The sequence below is a fragment of the Planococcus sp. BI3 genome, assembly GCF_056680115.1.
Genome location: NZ_CM155266.1, coordinates 203,792 through 222,526 on the forward strand (window position 1 = coordinate 203,792; position 18,735 = coordinate 222,526).

Sequence of the window (18,735 nt, forward strand, 5' to 3'; positions counted from 1 at the left end):
GGGCAGGGACAAAAATGAGTGTATACATTAATAAAGACACAAAAGTGCTTGTACAGGGAATTACAGGGTCAACTGCCCTTTTCCATACAAAGCAAATGCTTGAATACGGAACGAAAATCGTTGCGGGTGTAACACCAGGTAAAGGCGGAACTGAAGCTGAAGGCGTACCTGTCTTCAATACTGTGGAAGACGCAGTAAAAGCTACAGGAGCAAACGTATCTGTAATTTATGTACCGGCACCTTTCGCAGCTGATGCAATTCTTGAAGCTGTTGAAGCTGAGCTTGACATGGCAATCTGCATCACTGAGCACATTCCTGTATTGGATATGGTTAAAGTGAAGCGTTACATGGAAGGCAAGAAAACACGTCTTGTTGGACCAAACTGCCCGGGCGTTATTACTCCGGACGAATGTAAAATCGGCATTATGCCTGGATATATCCACAAAAAAGGGCATGTCGGCGTTGTTTCACGTTCAGGTACATTGACGTATGAAGCGACTCACCAATTGTCTGAAGAGGGAATTGGCCAGTCGACAGCTGTCGGCATCGGCGGAGACCCAGTGAACGGCACAAACTTTATCGACGTATTGAAGGAATTCAACGAAGATGAAGATACTTATGCAGTGGTTATGATCGGTGAAATCGGCGGAACAGCTGAAGAAGAAGCTGCTGAGTGGGTTAAAGCGAACATGACGAAACCTGTAGTAGGATTTATCGGTGGACAAACTGCACCAGAAGGAAAACGTATGGGCCATGCCGGTGCGATCATTTCCGGTGGTAAAGGAACAGCTGCTGATAAAATCAAAGCGATGAACGAAGCTGGCATCGAAGTTGCAGACACTCCATCTGTTATCGGAGAAACTTTGATTAAAGTTATTAGAGAAAAAGGGCTATACGATAAGTGTAAAACCCATTAATATGGAGATAAGGTGCGTCTTAGCTGATGCACCTTATTTTTTATCCCAAAATAGAACAGGAGGAACGAAATGAACAAAGAATTTACAGAGCGTTTATTGGCCTTGCATTATGTATACCCGAAAAGTTTGCAGAAATTATTGCCGCTATTGGCAGAGGATCCAGACCTGTCAAGGCTTGAGCAGAAATCCCCGTATGAATTGATGCTGCTCTTGAATATAAAAATGGATCAGGCCGTAAAACTGAAATCTTCTTACTTACAATCCCTGACATTCCCCTTAAGTGAAACCTACGACAAGCATAAGATACTCCCCATATCTTATCAGCATCCCCTATACCCCGGAAGCCTGCTGGAATTGATCGATCCACCTGCTGTCCTGTATACGAAAGGTGACGCCGCTTTATTGGCAGAACCCAAAAAGATAGCCGTTATCGGCTCGCGTAAAGCTTCCTCCTATTCCGAAAAAGCCATGCAAAAAATAATTCCGCCGCTCATTGAAAACGGCTTTATCATTGTCAGTGGTCTGGCGATAGGAGCGGATGCCATGGCTCATCAAAAAACGATTGATTTGGGCGGGCGGACAATCGCCGTCACGGGCAGCGGTTTTCGGCATCCTTATCCGAAAGTAAATGCACCATTAAACCATATAATAGAAGAAAATCATCTGGTTTTGACTGAATATCCGCCGTATATGGAGCCGCGAAAATGGAATTTTCCGATGAGAAACCGCATCATCAGCGGATTGTCCAAGGGAATAATTGTAACGGAAGCTCTTGTGAAAAGTGGTACCTTGAGTACAATTGAACATGCACTGGACCATGGAAAAGATATTTTCGCCGTTCCTGGAGATATTTCATCGCCATTATCTGAGGGGCCGCATAAATTAATTTCAGAAGGCGCAAAACCGGTCTGGAATGGCTGGCAGGTGCTAGAAGAATACCAGCAAATGACAGCTGAAAAACAATGAAAAAAATGAAAAGCCTTGCATTAAGCCAAAATCTGTTATACATTTTGCAACAGGTAATTCTTTTAAGCAGTTTTGAGAAACCTCTATGAGGAGGAAATAGTTATGGCGGATTTTTTAGTGATTGTTGAGTCGCCTGCAAAGGCTAAGACAATCGAACGGTATTTGGGTAAGAAATATAAAGTCCGTGCTTCACTTGGACATTTACGCGATTTGCCCCGGAGTCAAATGGGTGTGGACGTGGAAAACAATTATGAACCTCGTTATATTACAATAAGAGGCAAAGGCCCGATCTTACAAGACCTAAAAAAAGAAGCGAAAAAAGCGAAGAAAGTCTTTCTCGCGGCTGACCCTGACAGAGAAGGGGAAGCGATTGCATGGCATTTGGCCACAGCACTCGGCATAGACCAAACTTCGGATTGCCGTGTGGTCTTCAACGAAATCACCAAGGATGCCATTAAGGAATCATTCAAGCATCCGCGGAAAATCGATATGGATTTGGTCGATGCCCAGCAGGCGCGCCGAATCTTGGATCGTCTCGTCGGCTATAGCATCAGCCCTCTGCTTTGGAAAAAAGTGAAAAAAGGTTTATCAGCTGGACGTGTACAATCCGTAGCGCTTCGATTAGTGATCGACCGGGAAAATGAAATCAAAAGCTTTGAACCGGAAGAATACTGGTCCATCACCGGAGAATTTGAAAAAGCCAAAAAGAAATTCGAAGCTCAATTTTATGGCAATACAAAAGAAAAAATGAAATTGCAGAATGAAGCTGATGTCAAAGCCGTTATGGCTTCGATGAAAGGCAAAGACTTTACCGTAAACCGCGTAGTGAAAAAAGAGAGAAAAAGAAATCCATCCCCTTCTTTCACAACCTCTTCACTCCAGCAGGAAGCAGCCCGCAAATTAAACTTCCGAGCCAAAAAGACAATGATGCTTGCGCAGCAATTGTATGAAGGTATTGCAGTAGGAAAAGAAGGCATCACCGGTTTAATCACGTATATGCGGACAGATTCCACGCGAATCTCCGATACAGCAAAAAAAGACACCATCGATTTCATCAATGAAAACTATGGAGAAGAATACGTAACCCAAAAAGTCGCTGCCAAGCAATCAGCGAAATCGCAGGATGCCCACGAAGCGGTGCGTCCGACAAGTGTGATGCGGACACCGGAATCGATGAAGAGCATTCTTTCACGGGATCTTCACCGCTTGTACAAACTGATTTGGGACCGATTTGTAGCCAGCCAGATGTCACCGGCAGTGTTGGATACGGTTATGGCGGAACTGCAGAATGGTGAAGCAGTATTCCGGGCAAACGGTTCACAAGTTAAATTCCCTGGATTCATGAAACTTTACATCGAAGGTACTGATGATCAAAAAGAAGAAAAAGATAATATTTTGCCGGAAATGGCTGAAGGTGATGTCGTTAAAGCGGTTGAAGTTACGCCGAATCAGCATTTTACGCAGCCGCCTCCACGTTTTACAGAGGCCCGTTTGGTACGGACACTTGAAGAGCTTGGGATAGGCCGTCCGTCGACCTATGCACCAACCTTGGATACGATTCAGAAACGCGGGTATGTCACATTGGATGCCAAACGTTTTATGCCAACCGAATTAGGTGAAATTGTTCACTCACTGGTACTTGAGTTTTTCCCGGACATCCTTAATATCGAGTTTACCGCTAAAATGGAGCACGACTTGGATACCGTAGAAGAAGGGGAAATTGACTGGCGCTCCATCATCGATGCATTTTATTTGAAGTTCGAGAAAAATGTTGAAGTGGCTGAAGAAGAAATGGAGAAAGTCCAGATCAAAGATGAGCCTGTTGGTGAAGATTGTGAATTATGTGGTTTCCCGATGGTCTACAAATTGGGGCGCTACGGCAAATTCATGGCCTGCAGCAATTTTCCGGAATGCCGCAATACAAAAGCTATCGTCAAACATATCGGAGTGAAGTGCCCGACATGTAAAGAAGGCGAAATTGTGGAAAGAAAGAGCAAGAAGCGCCGTATATTCTATGGCTGCGAACGCTATCCGGAATGTGAATTCGTATCATGGGACAAACCGATTGAACGTCCTTGTCCGAAATGCAACGAATTGCTGGTTGAGAAAAAAGTGAAAAAAGGCGTGCAAATCAATTGCACAAGCTGTGATTATAAAGAAGAAGTTCAATAATAATATAGAGGTGTTTGAAAATGACGAAGTATGTAAACGTAATTGGAGCCGGATTAGCCGGTAGTGAAGCAGCGTGGCAAATCGCAAAACGAGGAGTTAACGTCCGTTTGTACGAAATGCGTCCGGTAAAACAGACGGCTGCTCACCATACTGACAAATTTGCAGAGCTTGTCTGCAGCAACTCGCTTCGAGCCAATTCCCTGACCAATGCGGTCGGTGTCATCAAAGAGGAAATGCGTAAACTGGATTCGGTGATCATCGATTCAGCAGACCGGGCTTCTGTGCCAGCCGGCGGAGCACTTGCTGTGGATCGCCACGAGTTTTCAGCAGCCGTTACCGACAAAGTCAGAAACCATCCATTAGTGGAAGTGATCAATGAGGAAGTGACTGAAATTCCGGAAGGCATCACCATCATCGCAACCGGACCATTAACGTCACCGGCACTTGCTGAAAAGATCCGCCACCTGACAGGTGAAGAATACTTGTACTTTTATGACGCAGCAGCACCGATTGTTGAAAAAGACAGCATCGATATGGATAAAGTCTATCTGAAATCCCGTTACGACAAAGGGGAAGCGGCTTACCTGAACTGTCCAATGACTGAAGATGAGTTTATGCGTTTCCATACCGCACTTGTCGAAGCCGAGGTTGTGCCGTTGAAGGAGTTCGAAAAAGAAATTTATTTCGAAGGCTGTATGCCGGTTGAAGTGATGGCCGCCAGAGGTGAGAAAACTTTAACTTTCGGACCGATGAAGCCAGTAGGATTGGAAGATCCAAAAACAGGGAAAATTCCGTACGCCGTCGTTCAGCTGCGCCAGGATGATGCAGCTGGAACACTTTACAATATCGTCGGATTCCAGACGCATTTGAAATGGGGACCTCAAAAAGAAGTGCTCAAATTGATTCCCGGGTTGGAGAACGTGGAAATCGTGCGTTACGGTGTGATGCACCGCAACACCTTCATCAACTCGCCTCGTGTCCTAAAGCCGACCTATCAATTAAAGGCTGACGGGAACATTTTCTTCGCCGGCCAGATGACCGGTGTCGAAGGCTATGTTGAATCTGCAGGCAGCGGATTGCTGGCTGGGATCAATGCAGCGAAATTGGCATTGGGTGAAGAGTTGTTGGTATTCCCGGCTGAAACAGCTTTAGGCAGTATGGCCCGTTATATTACAGAGGCGGACAGCAAGAATTTCCAGCCGATGAATGTCAACTTCGGTTTGTTCCCGGATCTTGGTGAGCGCATCCGTTCGAAACAGGAACGCGCAGAAAAACACGCAGACCGGGCACTTGCTTCAATTCAAAACTATATGAATACTGTGACTGTTTAATTGATAAAAGCCTCTAAATGTTGGTATAATTTAGAGGCTTTTGTATTTGGTGAAAGGTGGAGCATATATGCAGAAAGAAAAGATGCTTGAATCTTTTATGACCTACATTCAATTGGAGAAGAACTATTCGGAACACACCGTCCACCATTATGAACACGATGTGGCGGATTTTTTTCTGTTTTTGAATGCTGAAGGCGTTCCTGATATTAGAGAAGTCGAGTATATACATGCCCGGAATTATGTCACCAAGCTATATGATGCCAAGTTATCGAGAACCACAGTTTCCAGAAAAATTTCAGCGATCCGTTCATTTTTCCGTTATGGCAATCGTGAGTTTGGATTGAATGAGGCAGCATTCAGATCTCTTTACCATCCGAAGAAAGAAGAGCGGCTGCCGCAATTCTTCTATGAGGAAGAGCTGGCGCAACTTTTTAAGTCGGTTCTGGGTGAAGACAAACTGTCGATCCGCAATACTGCGCTTCTGGAACTTCTTTATGCGACGGGTATGCGTGTCAGTGAATGCGTCTCTATTCGCCTGGGCGACCTGGATCAGACGATGCAGATTGTCAAAGTGATGGGAAAAGGCAGGAAAGAGCGTTACATCCCGTATGGCCAGTTTGCTCAGGACGCGCTGGAACATTATATGGAAGATGCGCGTCCTAAACTGATGAAGAACAAAAAACATGATTACCTGTTCGTGAATAGCCGGGGAGAAGCTGTAACAGATCGGGGCGTCCGCCATATCTTGAGTGAGTGCATGAAGAAAGCTTCTGTCAATTCGTCTATTTATCCGCATATGATCCGCCATACATTTGCGACTCATCTGATTAATAATGGTGCTGATATTCGGACTGTCCAGGAACTGCTTGGACATACCCATTTAAGTTCGACTCAGATTTATACGCATGTCACCAAAGAGCATTTACGGAACACCTATTTAAAGTCACACCCGAGAGCTTAGAAAGGGGAATTTTATCATGCAACAATTCCATGCAACCACAATATTCGCGGTTCAGCATAACGGCGAATGCGCCATGTCAGGCGACGGCCAGGTGACATTCGGCAATGCTGTCGTCATGAAGCATACCGCAAGAAAAGTACGGAAAATATACAATGGCCAAGTTTTGACCGGATTTGCAGGATCAGTTGCAGATGCTTTTACGCTGTTTGAGATGTTCGAAGGAAAGCTGACCGAATATAATGGCAACCTTCAGCGGGCGGCAGTCGAACTGGCAAAACAATGGCGTGGAGACAAAATGCTTCGCCAATTGGAAGCGATGCTCATCATTATGAACAAAGATGAATTGCTGCTGGTATCAGGCACCGGTGAAGTCATTGAACCAGATGATGGCATTCTGGCCATCGGATCAGGCGGAAACTATGCGCTGGCAGCAGGGCGTGCCTTGAAAAAGTATGCCGGAGATAACATGACGGCTGCACAAATCGCGCAATCTGCCTTGGAGACAGCGGCAGATATCTGTGTTTATACCAATCATCAAATCGTAGTGGAGGAATTGTCCTAATGAAAAATCAATCTGATTTAACGCCAAGACAAATTACTGACCACCTGGACCGTTACATCGTCGGCCAAAAAGATGCGAAGCGCTCGATTGCCATCGCATTGCGCAACCGCTACCGGAGAAGCCGTTTGGATGAAGAAATGCGGGGCGAAGTGATCCCGAAAAATATCCTGATGATCGGTCCGACCGGCGTTGGGAAAACAGAAATCGCCCGCCGGATTGCCAAACTGACCGGTGCACCTTTTGTCAAAGTAGAAGCGACGAAGTTTACAGAAGTCGGCTATGTCGGCCGGGACGTTGAATCCATGGTGCGCGATCTGGTCGAAGCAGCTGTGCGGATCGTTAAAGATGAAAAATATGAAGCGGTCCAATTCCAGGCAGAATCGGCCGCCAACGAACGGATCGTCAAATTGCTGGCTCCGTCGATGCGTAAAAAACAGGCGAACCAGAATCCGCTGGAAATGCTTTTTGGCCAGAAGCTTGAGCAGGAAGAAGAAGAACCAACTGCTGAAGTGGAAGTTCGGGTCAAGAGAAGAGAAATTGCTGCAGACTTGAAAACTGGAAAATTGGAAGACGAATGGGTGACCGTTGAAGTGGTTGAGAATTCACTTTCCATGTTTGACGCTATGCAAGGGTCGGGAATGGAGCAAATGGGCGCGAACATGCAAGATGCCTTGTCATCCCTGATGCCGAAGAAAAAGAAAAAGCGGCGCTTGCAGGTAAAAGAAGCCCGCCGGATTTTAACAACTGAAGAAGCGGCTAAATTAGTGGACGATGAAGAAGTGGCGTCAGAAGCGATCGACCGCGCTGAACAGCACGGCATCATCTTTATCGATGAAATGGACAAGATAGCCAGCAAGAACGGTTCTTCTTCTGCTGATATTTCGCGCGAAGGTGTCCAACGCGATATCTTGCCAATCGTTGAAGGCTCCACCGTGTCCACTAAGTATGGGGCAGTGCAGACGGATTATGTGTTGTTTGTTGCTGCAGGGGCTTTTCATATGTCGAAACCCTCTGATTTGATTCCGGAATTGCAGGGACGTTTTCCGATTCGTGTCGAATTGCAGAAGCTTGAAGTCGCAGATTTTGTCAAAATTTTAACGGAACCAAAACATTCTTTAATAAATCAGTACAAAGCCCTTCTCGAAACAGAGGGAGTTGTGGTACACTTCAATGATGCCTCAATAGTCAGACTTGCAGAAATTGCATATGAAGTAAATCAGGACACAGATAACATCGGCGCGCGCAGGTTGCATACAATACTGGAGCGTCTGTTAGAAGATTTATCTTTCGAAGCTTCCGAAATTTCTCCAGCACAAATTGACATAACCCCTCAATATGTAAATGAGAAACTCGAGGACGTGGCGAAAAATAAAGACTTGTCACAATTTATTCTGTAAAACAAGGCGAATTAGTTCCATTAAAGAGTAAAAAGCTTTAGAATATTGAATAAACATGGTACGAATTATGTAGGAGGTTCATTTAAATGAATTTATTAGGAAAAACAAGACAAATCAACTCGATGCTGGAAGCAGCTGGCGGGAAAAAAGTTAACTTTAAAGACATGGCTCAAACACTAAGTGAAGTAATTGAATGCAACGCATTCGTAGTGAGCCGCAAAGGTAAAGTATTAGGTTACGCAATCAATCAGCAAATCGAGAACGAACGCATGAAAGGGATGCTGGAAGAGCGTCAATTTCCGCTTGAGTATACCCAAAAACTTTCAAACATCACTGAAACGACTGAAAACTTGGACGTTAACAGTGAACACACAATCTTCCCTGTGGAAGAACGTGAATTGTTTAAAAATGGTCTGACAACAATCGTTCCGATCAATGGCGGCGGCGAGCGTTTAGGAACACTTCTTCTTGGACGTGTAGACGCAGAATTCCACGACGACGATTTAATTCTTGGAGAATACGGCGCTACAGTAGTAGGGATGGAAATCCTTCGCGAAAAAGGCGATCGCATCGAAGAGGAAGCCCGCAGCAAAGCTGTTGTGCAAATGGCGATTTCTTCACTTTCGTACAGCGAGCTTGAAGCTATCGAACATATTTTTGAAGAGCTTGACGGCAACGAAGGTTTGCTGGTCGCTTCTAAAATTGCTGACCGTGTTGGCATTACGCGTTCGGTTATCGTTAACGCACTTCGTAAGCTTGAAAGCGCAGGCGTTATCGAATCACGCTCTCTAGGAATGAAAGGGACATACATCAAAGTATTGAACACGAAATTCCTAGCTGAACTTGAACAATTGAAAATGAACTAAATTGAACTTCAGAAGAGGCTGTCCCAAATGTCATGAAAATGACTTTCCGGGGCAGCCCTTTTTTGTATCCCAAAGAAATAGCGGCTGTCCAGTGCGCAGACGTTTTCTGCGGGATTCCGGCCAATGTCTTTAAGTTGAAATGTGAAAAGCGGAAATGCCTATTAATGTTTTGGGGCTAACGCAGCGATGCGGAAGGTTTTGCGAGCGGACATTTCTCCCAACCGCTTAGTGAACTTTTTTGCCTTGTGAGAAGAAAAGGCTCCACTACTTATAGCTGTCATTTTAGGGACGCTGAAATTTTCTTTTGGCTGTTGCAAATTTATGAGAGAAACTTGTTGCGGTCTAAAGGAAAAGCATGGTATAATTTCAAATGGTGTTAAATACACACGCATTTCGATTTGAGTCGCAGGTGCCCAACTGGGTAACGGTTCAGAGAAGAAAAATGCGGAGGGAAAAAATAACCTATCAGGAGGAAACAAATCATGGCAGTAATCTCAATGAAACAATTGTTAGAAGCTGGTGTACACTTTGGCCACCAAACTCGCCGCTGGAACCCGAAAATGAAAAAATATATCTTCGTGGAACGTAACGGCATCTACATCATCGATCTTCAAAAAACAGTCCGCAAACTGGAGGAAGCTTATAGCTTCATGAAACAAGTGGGCGAAGAAGGCGGAAAAGTACTTTTCGTCGGTACGAAAAAACAAGCTCAAGACGCTATCAAAGAAGAAGCAGAACGTTCTGGCAACTACTACATCAACCAACGTTGGTTGGGTGGAACACTTACTAACTTCGGTACAATCCAAAAACGTGTGAACCGTTTGAAACAGATCGAGCGCATGGAAGAAGATGGAACTTTTGAAGTTCTACCGAAAAAAGAAGTTGTTCAGTTGAAGAAACAACACGAACGCCTTGTTAAATTCCTTGGCGGTATCCGTGACATGAGTTCACTACCGGACGTAATGTTCGTAGTTGATCCACGTAAAGAACGCATTGCAGTTGCAGAAGCAATGAAATTGAACATCCCTATCGTTGGTATCGTTGATACTAACTGTGATCCGGATGAAATCGATTATGTTATTCCTGCAAACGACGATGCAATCCGCGCAGTTAAATTGTTGACTGGTAAAATGGCGGACGCTTTGCTTGAGTCAAAACCGGAAGAAGAAGAAGAAGAAACTCAAGCTGAATCTGCTGAGTAATTCGCAATTTACACAGGTGATAAGCGGCCAACCCCTCTTATCACCTTTTTTTGAGAAAATGGTACCAAATTATAGAGGAGGAATTTAATCATGGCAGTTACAGCACAGATGGTAAAAGAATTGCGTGCAAAAACAGGCGCAGGTATGATGGATTGCAAAAAGGCTTTAGTGGAAACAGACGGAGATATGGAAGCGGCTCTAGATTTCTTGCGTGAAAAAGGTCTTTCAAGCGCTTCTAAAAAAGCGGACCGCATCGCAGCTGAAGGAATTACTTCAATTCTTGTAAAAGAAAACGAAGCGGTAATCTTTGAAGTGAATGCAGAAACTGACTTTGTTGCGAAAAACGAAGGTTTCCAAACTTTAGTAAAAGAATTGGGCGAGCACTTGATCACGACAAAGCCGGCAACAATTGAAGAAGCTAATGCTTCTACTTTGCCTAACGGTTTGACAGTTGCAGACCACATTTCAAATGCAATCGCAAAAATTGGTGAAAAAATCACATTGCGCCGCTTTGAAGTGCGCACAAAAACAGATGCTGACGCATTCGGTCCTTACCTTCACATGGGTGGACGTATTTCAGTGCTTGTTGTTCTTGAAAACTCTACGGATTCAGACGCTGCACGCGACATCGCTATGCACATCGCTGCGTTGAACCCGAAATATGTATCACGCGACGAAGTTTCTGCTGACGAAGTAGAGCACGAGCGCAAAATTTTGACTGAGCAAGCATTGAACGAAGGCAAGCCGGAAAAAATCGTTGCTAAAATGGTTGAAGGCCGCCTTGGTAAATATTTCGAAGATATCTGCTTGCTTGACCAAGCATTTGTTAAAAACTCAGACCAAAAAGTTCGTGATTTTGCAGCTTCTACAGGTGGATCTGTTAAAGAATTCATCCGTTACGAAGTTGGAGAAGGCATTGAAAAACGTGAAGATAACTTCGCTGACGAAGTTATGAGCCAGGTTAACAAAAAATAAGATTGTTTATCATATGATTCATCTTAGGGAACACGAGTACGTGTTCCCTATTTTTCAATAACTATGTAATGGAGGGTACCGATGAGTGTTCAGCAATATAAACGCATTGTATTAAAACTAAGTGGTGAAGCAATGGCAGGAGGACAAGGTTTCGGATTGTCCCCAGAAATCATCAAATCAGTAGCGAGCCAAGTAAAAGAAGTGGTTGAACTCGGAGTGGAAGTTGCAGTCGTAGTAGGCGGCGGCAATATCTGGAGAGGCAAAGTCGGTTCTGAAATGGGAATGGACCGTGCGACAGCAGACTATATGGGCATGTTGGCAACAGTCATGAACTCATTGGCGCTTCAGGATTCTTTGGAGAAACAGGACGTTGAAACCCGCGTTCTTTCATCTATTGAAATGCGTCAGGTTGCTGAGCCTTATATCCGCAGAAGAGCTATCCGCCATCTAGAGAAAAAGCGGGTTGTCATTTTTGCAGCCGGTACCGGAAACCCGTATTTTTCAACTGATACAACAGCAGCATTGCGCGCGGCCGAAATTGAAGCTGATGTCATTTTAATGGCGAAGAACAATGTTGACGGCGTTTATTCAGCTGATCCGAAGACGGATTCCACTGCTGTGAAATATGAAGAACTATCTTATTTCGAAGTGATTCAACAAGGCTTGCAGGTGATGGATTCGACTGCTTCCACACTTTGTATGGACAATGACATCCCACTCGTAGTATTCTCAATTATGGAAAATGGAAATATAAAACGGGCTGTACTCGGAGAAAAAATCGGGACAGTAGTGAGGAGAACAATATAATGCCGAAATCAGTGATGAACGAAACCAAATCTAAAATGACCAATGCGATCCAGGCTTTTTCCCGTGATCTAGCTTCTATCCGTGCGGGCCGTGCAACGCCATCTGTGCTGGATAAATTGACGATTGATTATTATGGTTCTCCAACACCGGTCAATCAAGTTGCGGGGATTTCCATCCCTGAGGCTCGTTTGATCATGATCCAGCCGTATGACAAATCGGTTCTTGGCGATATCGAAAAAGCCATTCTTAAATCTGATCTTGGATTAAGCCCATCAAACGATGGTTCAGTAATCCGATTGGCAGTTCCGGCATTGACGGAAGAGCGCCGCAAGGATCTTGTGAAGCAAGTGAAAAAAGAAGCGGAAGAAGCAAAAGTGGTAATCCGCAACATCCGTCGGGATGCGAATGATGAGTTCAAGAAACTGGAGAAGAAAAGTGAAATCACAGAGGATGACTTGCGTGGTTACACAGATGACGTCCAGAAGTTGACAGACGATAACATCACGAAAATTGATGAAATGGCTAAAGATAAAGAAAAAGGAATTATGGAAGTTTAAAACGAACTTCATTTCATGTGGGGCGTCCTGTTAAACAGGACGCTTTTTCATGCCAAAAATTAACGCTGTCTCCTGAAAGAAGCGCACAATGCTGTTTTTTTTGATATGATAAGCAATAGACATGCCGATTTGTAATAGGTGGAGGATTAACTATGTTCAATAAACTACTAAAACGAAATACTGATTTGGTCTTGGGAAATGGAGATCGCTCAGTTTTGATTTCGAACGAAGCCGTTCCGGCTCATATTGCGATTATTATGGATGGCAATGGACGCTGGGCCAAAAAACGTTCACTTCCACGAGTTGCTGGACATCATGAAGGAATGAAGACTGTCCGGAAGGTGACGAAGCTTGCCAGCGAACTTGGGGTCAGTGTATTGACTTTGTATGCATTTTCCACTGAAAATTGGAAACGGCCAAAAATCGAAGTGGATTTTTTGATGCGCTTGCCGGAAGAATTTTTGACAACTTTTCTGCCGGAACTGATTGAAGAGAATGTTCGGGTGGAAATGATGGGGTATCATCATAATTTGCCTCTGCATACACTCAAAGCCATAAAAAAAGCAAAAGAGGCAACGAAAGACAATACAGGACTGATCCTGAATTTTGCTTTGAATTACGGCAGCCGTGCAGAAATTGTGGATGCTGTGAAAGATATTGCTGCGCAGGTGGCGGCGGGTACGCTGGATGTCTCTGACATTAATGAGGACCTTATTTCAGGCGGGCTGATGACGAAAGACCTGCCAGAACCTGACTTGTTGATCCGCACAAGCGGTGAAGTCCGTTTAAGCAATTTCATGCTTTGGCAATTGGCTTATACCGAGTTTTGGTTCACGGAAACCTTGTGGCCCGATTTTAATGAAGATTCCTTATTGGAAGCGATTGAGATTTACCAAAAACGCAATCGCCGGTATGGTGGGTTGAAAGGAGACGAAGTGAAATGAAGCAACGGATCATAACGGGCGCCATTGCAGCAGCTCTTTTTATCCCATTTGTCATTTATGGCGGCGTCCCATTTATTCTGCTGGTTTATTTGCTTGGAACCATAGCATTGCAGGAGCTTTTGAAAATGAAGGGCCGGAGCTTACGGAGCATTCCCGGCCTTATTTCACTATTGGCGCTTTACGCATTTATGCTGCCGGACCAATGGGCGGTTCAGGTTTATGAATGGACAGGCTATGAGAAAGTTGAATTTGCTTTTTTAGCCGTCATTCTTCTTTTAATACATACAGTCATTGTGAAAAACAGCTTTACTTTTGATGATGCTGCTTTTGCTATATTAGGCACTTTATATGTTGGCATCGGTTTCTTCTACTTTATTGAAACGCGTGAAGCCAGCCTCAGCTTTTTGATTTTTGCTTTGCTGGTGGTTTGGTTCACAGATTCTGGAGCTTATTTCACAGGACGCAAAATCGGCAAACGAAAACTATGGCCGGAGATTTCACCGAACAAGACAATTGAAGGCTTCGTCGGGGGCATCATCTGGGCCATTGGAATTGCACTGGTCTTCAATTATTTCATCCCATTAAATCACTCAATTATCCTAATCATCATTGTCACCATCATCGCATCGGTCTTCGGCCAGATGGGTGACTTGGTGGAATCTGCGTTAAAGCGCCATTTCAACGTGAAAGATTCTGGGTCGATCCTGCCGGGACATGGTGGGATATTGGATCGTTTTGACAGTATTCTGTTCGTTATGCCGTTGCTTCACTTTTTACATTTCATTTAAGAGAGGAAATTGCTGAATGGTTAAGAAAATTATCCTGCTGGGCGCAACCGGTTCAATCGGTGTGCAGACAGCTGATATTATCCGCGAACATCCACAAGAATTTTCATTGATTGGCTTTTCGGCTGGGAAAAATATGGACATCACCCGTAAATTGATTGCGGAATTCAATCCTGAAATTGTTTGTGTCCAGCAATCGGAAGATGCCAAAATACTGAAAGCTGAATATCCGGCTGTATCATTTGTGGCAGGAGCTGAAGGGCTGATTGAAATTGCTGTCTACGACGCCGATATCCTGGTCAATGCTGTACTTGGCAGTGTAGGGCTGGAGCCGACCCTGGAAGCAATCAAACTTGGCCGCACCATTGCTATTGCCAATAAAGAAACGCTCGTGACTGCGGGCCACTTGGTCATGGATAGCGCCAGACAATACGGTGCAATCATTTTACCGGTCGACAGCGAACACTCAGCGTTGTTCCAAGCGTTGAACGGTGAAAAGAAAGAGCAGGCCAGCCGTCTGATCCTAACGGCTTCCGGCGGCAGTTTCCGTGACTTGACACGCGAACAGCTGAAAAACGTCACCGTTCAGGATGCGTTAAACCACCCGAACTGGTCGATGGGCTCGAAAATCACCATAGATTCTGCAACCATGGTCAACAAAGGGCTGGAAGTGATCGAAGCGCATATTCTGTTTGATTTTGCCTATGCCGATATTGATGTGGTGCTTCACCGCGAAAGCATCATCCACTCCATGGTCGAATTCCAGGATACCAGTGTAATTGCACAGCTTGGAACACCGGATATGCGGGTGCCGATTCAGTATGCGCTCTCCTACCCGGACCGGCTTCCGCGCAAAGAGGCCAAGCGTTTGAATTTGGCTGAGATCGGCAAGTTGAACTTTCAGGAAATGGACTACAAACGATTCCGTGCTTTGCAGCTGGCTTTTGATGCGGGTATTGCAGGCGGAACGATGACGACAGTGCTAAACGCGGCCAACGAACAGGCCGTTGCTTTATTCCTTAATGAAGAAATCAAATTCCTGCAGATTGAGGAAATGATCGAGCGTGCCATGGACGAGCACGAAGTTCTGGCAAATCCTGATTTGGAAACGATTCTGCATGTGGATGCTGAAACAAGAAAATCTGTAAAAAACATGCTAAAATAACTAAAGATCAAAACCGAATAACTTTATAAGGATGGGTTTGAAATGGAGACAGTTATCTCGTTTATAATAATTTTCGGTGCTTTAGTTTTTTTCCATGAATTTGGCCATTTCCTTTTCGCAAAACGTGCCGGCATTTTGGTCCGTGAATTTGCAATAGGGATGGGCCCGAAAATTTTGGGCATCACTAAAGGAGAAACGCTATACACATTGCGTTTATTGCCAATTGGTGGATATGTACGCATGGCCGGCGAAGATATGGATACGATCCAGCTTCAAGCGGGCCATCGCATCGGTGTTCTTTTGAACAAAGAAGGCCAGGCTAAAAAAATCATTTTGAACCAAAAGAACGTTTATCCGGAAATTCTGTTTCTTGAAGTGGAAGAAGCAGACCTGGAAAAAGAGTTATGGATCAAAGGCTATGATGAAGATGAAAAGCTAGTGCGCATTGAAGTGGCGCGCGATGCGGTCGTTGAAGAAAATGGCAGAGAAACCATTCTGGCTCCTTACGATCGCCAGTTTGATTCAAAATCAGTAGGCAAACGTTTTATGACGATTTTCGCAGGACCGCTATTCAATTTTATTCTGGCGTTCCTGATTTTCACAGCACTTGGCATGATGCAGGGCATTCCGACTTTTGAACCTGTCATCACCGAAGTGACAGAAGAAAGTCCTGCGGCAGAAGCTGGAATGCAGGATGGGGATCTGGTGACTGAAATTGAAGGAAATCCGATTGGCACATGGGACGAACTGGTTGAATCGGTTCAGAACAATGCCGGCAATGCTCTTGATTTCAGTGTTGAACGAGACGGTGAACCGTTGAACTTTACCATCACGCCTGAAATTTCAGAGCAGTCACCTGAACAGATTGGTGTCATCGGCGTATTGTACCAAAGCCCAGTGGAAAAAGATTTTCTCGGATCTTTTGTCTATGGCGCTGAACAAACCATCTTTTGGTTCAAGGAAATCTTCCGTCTGCTTGGAATGTTGGTAACCGGCCAATTTACCATTGATGCTTTATCCGGTCCAGTTGGGATTTATAAGACCACTGAAGAAGTCGCCAAATACGGTTTCTTCACCTTGATGAGCTGGGCGGGTATGCTCAGCATCAACTTGGGGATTATGAATCTGCTTCCGCTTCCGGCATTGGATGGCGGACGTCTGATGTTCTTCATACTTGAGGCCGTGCGCGGCAAACCGGTCGATCGGCAAAAAGAAGGGATGGTCCATTTTGTCGGGATCATGCTCCTCATGCTGCTGATGATCGTCGTCACCTGGAATGATATACAAAAGTATTTCTTTTAATAATTGAGTGAGTATTACCGGACAGGCAGCTATTTTTGCCTGTCCTGAACTTTTATCCCATCAATAAAAATCCTATAGTCAGTTGAGGTGTATTCTGGAATGAAACAAACAGCAACTTTTATCCCTACTTTACGTGAAACTCCGGCCGATGCAGAAGTGAAATCGCACCAGCTATTACTGCGCGCAGGCTTTATCCGCCAAAACACCAGTGGCATCTACTCGTTTCTGCCACTTGGCAAACGCGTACTCCAAAAAGTTGAAACCGTCATCCGTGAAGAAATGGAAGCCGCCAACAGCGTTGAAATCTTTATGCCTGCACTTCAGCAGGCGGAACTATGGCAGGAATCTGGCCGCTGGTATACTTACGGCGACGAATTGATGCGCTTGAAAGACCGCAACGACCGTGAATTCGCTTTGGGGGCAACGCATGAAGAAGTCATCACCAGCCTGCTGCGTGATGAAATCAAATCTTACAAAAAATTGCCTTTGAACCTGTTCCAGATTCAGTCGAAGTTCAGAGACGAAAAACGTCCACGCTTTGGTTTATTGCGCGGCCGTGAATTCCTGATGAAAGATGCTTATTCGTTCCATGCCACGTCTGAGAGCCTGGATGAAACTTATGATGTCATGATGCAGGCATATACCAATATCTTTACACGCCTTGGCTTGAATTTCCGTGCGGTAATTGCGGATTCAGGTGCAATCGGCGGAAAAGACAACCATGAATTTATGGTTCTGTCGGAAATTGGCGAAGATACGATTGCCTATTCCGATTCTTCCTCTTATGCAGCAAATATCGAGATGGCGGCAGTCAATGTAAGTTATCCAGTTTCCAATGAAGCACCTGAAACGATGGAAAAAGTGGCGACACCAGGAAAAAACACCATTAAAGATGTGGCTGATTTCCTTGAGACCACTGCTGATAAATGCATCAAAACCCTGGTCTTCAAAGCAGATGATGAATTGGTTATCGTTTTAGCAAGAGGCGACCACGACATTAATGACGTCAAAGTCAAGCATGCAACCGGAGCCAAAGTCATCGAAATGGCAACGCCGGAAGAAGTTCAACAATTATTATCTTGCGACATCGGCTCTCTTGGCCCGATCAATCTTCCTTCAGATATTCGGTTGTTTGCGGATCATGCAGTAGAAAACATGGTCAACGCGGTAACCGGCGCCAACGAAAGTGGCTATCATTATAAAAATGCGACACCTGGAAAAGACTTTCCTGTCGCTGCTTACCAGGACCTGCGTTTTATCCAGGAAGGAGATGCTTCTCCTGATGGGCAAGGGACGATCCAATTTGCCAAAGGCATTGAAGTTGGCCATATCTTCAAATTGGGCACGACCTACAGCATTCCGCTGAAAGGCACATTCCTGAATGATCAAGGCAAAGCAATGCCTTATATCATGGGATGTTATGGAATTGGTGTGTCGCGCGTCATGGCAGCGATCGCTGAGCAATTCCAGGACGACAATGGCTTTACATGGCCGGATATCGTCGCACCTTATGAGGTCCATCTTGTGCCGGTCAACGTCAAAGATGATGTGCAGCGCGAGCTTGGTGAAGAGCTGCATGAATTACTGAAATCCAATCGCTATGAAGTGCTGCTTGATGACCGCAAGGAGCGGGCAGGCGTAAAATTTACCGATGCAGACTTGATCGGTTTGCCGATCCGCATCACCATCGGCAAAAAAGCGGCCGAAGGAATATTGGAAGTCAAAATACGTCGGACAGGTGAAACGTTCGAATGGACGCGCGAAGAATTACTCGATCAATTGCAGCAGTTCTTTAAAAAATAACAGCAAAATCTGATATGATGAAA

General features: G+C 44.9%; 17 protein-coding genes. All 17 read left to right on the forward strand.

All coding sequences use genetic code 11. From position 1 onward, the window contains the following. Positions 1-14: 14 nt before the first annotated feature. The gene (gene sucD, locus AC1MEO_RS01030) at positions 15-917 is read left to right on the forward strand and encodes a succinate--CoA ligase subunit alpha (RefSeq protein WP_142826569.1); all 903 of its coding nucleotides are present in this window, start codon (positions 15-17) and stop codon (positions 915-917) included. Positions 918-986: 69 nt separating this feature from the next. Then, positions 987-1,883 carry a DNA-processing protein DprA gene (dprA, locus tag AC1MEO_RS01035; RefSeq protein ID WP_480333781.1) on the forward strand — a complete coding sequence of 299 codons (897 nt, stop codon included), beginning with the start codon at positions 987-989 and terminating at the stop codon, positions 1,881-1,883. A gap of 102 nt (positions 1,884-1,985) precedes the next feature. Further along, positions 1,986-4,055: a type I DNA topoisomerase gene (topA, locus tag AC1MEO_RS01040; RefSeq protein ID WP_480333782.1), complete on the forward strand. Its 2,070-nt coding sequence runs from the start codon at positions 1,986-1,988 to the stop codon at positions 4,053-4,055. A 20-nt stretch (positions 4,056-4,075) separates the two neighbouring features. Further along, positions 4,076-5,386, forward strand: a complete 1,311-nt coding sequence (gene trmFO, locus AC1MEO_RS01045; protein ID WP_480333783.1) for an FADH(2)-oxidizing methylenetetrahydrofolate--tRNA-(uracil(54)-C(5))-methyltransferase TrmFO — start codon at positions 4,076-4,078, stop codon at positions 5,384-5,386. Positions 5,387-5,453: 67 nt separating this feature from the next. After that, positions 5,454-6,347 carry a tyrosine recombinase XerC gene (gene xerC / locus AC1MEO_RS01050; protein WP_480333784.1) on the forward strand — a complete coding sequence of 298 codons (894 nt, stop codon included), beginning with the start codon at positions 5,454-5,456 and terminating at the stop codon, positions 6,345-6,347. A gap of 16 nt (positions 6,348-6,363) precedes the next feature. Next, positions 6,364-6,909 (forward strand): ATP-dependent protease subunit HslV, encoded by a 546-nt coding sequence (hslV, locus tag AC1MEO_RS01055; protein ID WP_480333785.1) that lies wholly within the window; start codon positions 6,364-6,366, stop codon positions 6,907-6,909. Continuing rightward, positions 6,909-8,306 (forward strand): HslU--HslV peptidase ATPase subunit, encoded by a 1,398-nt coding sequence (gene hslU / locus AC1MEO_RS01060; RefSeq protein ID WP_480333786.1) that lies wholly within the window; start codon positions 6,909-6,911, stop codon positions 8,304-8,306. The genes hslV and hslU overlap by 1 nt, the downstream gene beginning before the upstream one ends. A gap of 86 nt (positions 8,307-8,392) precedes the next feature. Continuing rightward, positions 8,393-9,172 carry a GTP-sensing pleiotropic transcriptional regulator CodY gene (gene codY / locus AC1MEO_RS01065; RefSeq protein ID WP_480333787.1) on the forward strand — a complete coding sequence of 260 codons (780 nt, stop codon included), beginning with the start codon at positions 8,393-8,395 and terminating at the stop codon, positions 9,170-9,172. Between the two features lie 482 nt (positions 9,173-9,654). Next, complete coding sequence (gene rpsB / locus AC1MEO_RS01070; protein WP_215099839.1) at positions 9,655-10,374, forward strand: 30S ribosomal protein S2; 720 nt, start codon at positions 9,655-9,657, stop codon at positions 10,372-10,374. A gap of 90 nt (positions 10,375-10,464) precedes the next feature. Further along, on the forward strand, positions 10,465-11,349 hold the full coding sequence (gene tsf, locus AC1MEO_RS01075; RefSeq protein ID WP_480333788.1) for a translation elongation factor Ts: 885 nt from the start codon (positions 10,465-10,467) through the stop codon (positions 11,347-11,349). Positions 11,350-11,430: 81 nt separating this feature from the next. After that, positions 11,431-12,156, forward strand: coding sequence for a UMP kinase (gene pyrH, locus AC1MEO_RS01080; protein ID WP_006828253.1), 726 nt, complete (start codon positions 11,431-11,433; stop codon positions 12,154-12,156). Then, complete coding sequence (gene frr, locus AC1MEO_RS01085; RefSeq protein ID WP_480333789.1) at positions 12,156-12,713, forward strand: ribosome recycling factor; 558 nt, start codon at positions 12,156-12,158, stop codon at positions 12,711-12,713. The genes pyrH and frr overlap by 1 nt, the downstream gene beginning before the upstream one ends. A 152-nt stretch (positions 12,714-12,865) precedes the next feature. Next, a complete protein-coding gene (locus AC1MEO_RS01090) occupies positions 12,866-13,657 on the forward strand; it encodes an isoprenyl transferase (RefSeq protein ID WP_480333790.1) in 792 nt (263 codons plus the stop codon). Beyond that, the gene (locus AC1MEO_RS01095) at positions 13,654-14,445 is read left to right on the forward strand and encodes a phosphatidate cytidylyltransferase (protein ID WP_480333791.1); all 792 of its coding nucleotides are present in this window, start codon (positions 13,654-13,656) and stop codon (positions 14,443-14,445) included. The genes AC1MEO_RS01090 and AC1MEO_RS01095 overlap by 4 nt, the downstream gene beginning before the upstream one ends. 16 nt (positions 14,446-14,461) lie before the next feature. Then, entirely contained in the window at positions 14,462-15,607 is a 1,146-nt protein-coding gene (gene dxr / locus AC1MEO_RS01100) for a 1-deoxy-D-xylulose-5-phosphate reductoisomerase (protein WP_480333792.1), read from the forward strand. A gap of 42 nt (positions 15,608-15,649) precedes the next feature. Beyond that, positions 15,650-16,909 carry an RIP metalloprotease RseP gene (rseP, locus tag AC1MEO_RS01105; protein ID WP_480333793.1) on the forward strand — a complete coding sequence of 420 codons (1,260 nt, stop codon included), beginning with the start codon at positions 15,650-15,652 and terminating at the stop codon, positions 16,907-16,909. Positions 16,910-17,008: 99 nt separating this feature from the next. Then, the gene (locus tag AC1MEO_RS01110; protein ID WP_480333794.1) at positions 17,009-18,712 is read left to right on the forward strand and encodes a proline--tRNA ligase; all 1,704 of its coding nucleotides are present in this window, start codon (positions 17,009-17,011) and stop codon (positions 18,710-18,712) included. Positions 18,713-18,735 lie beyond the last annotated feature (23 nt).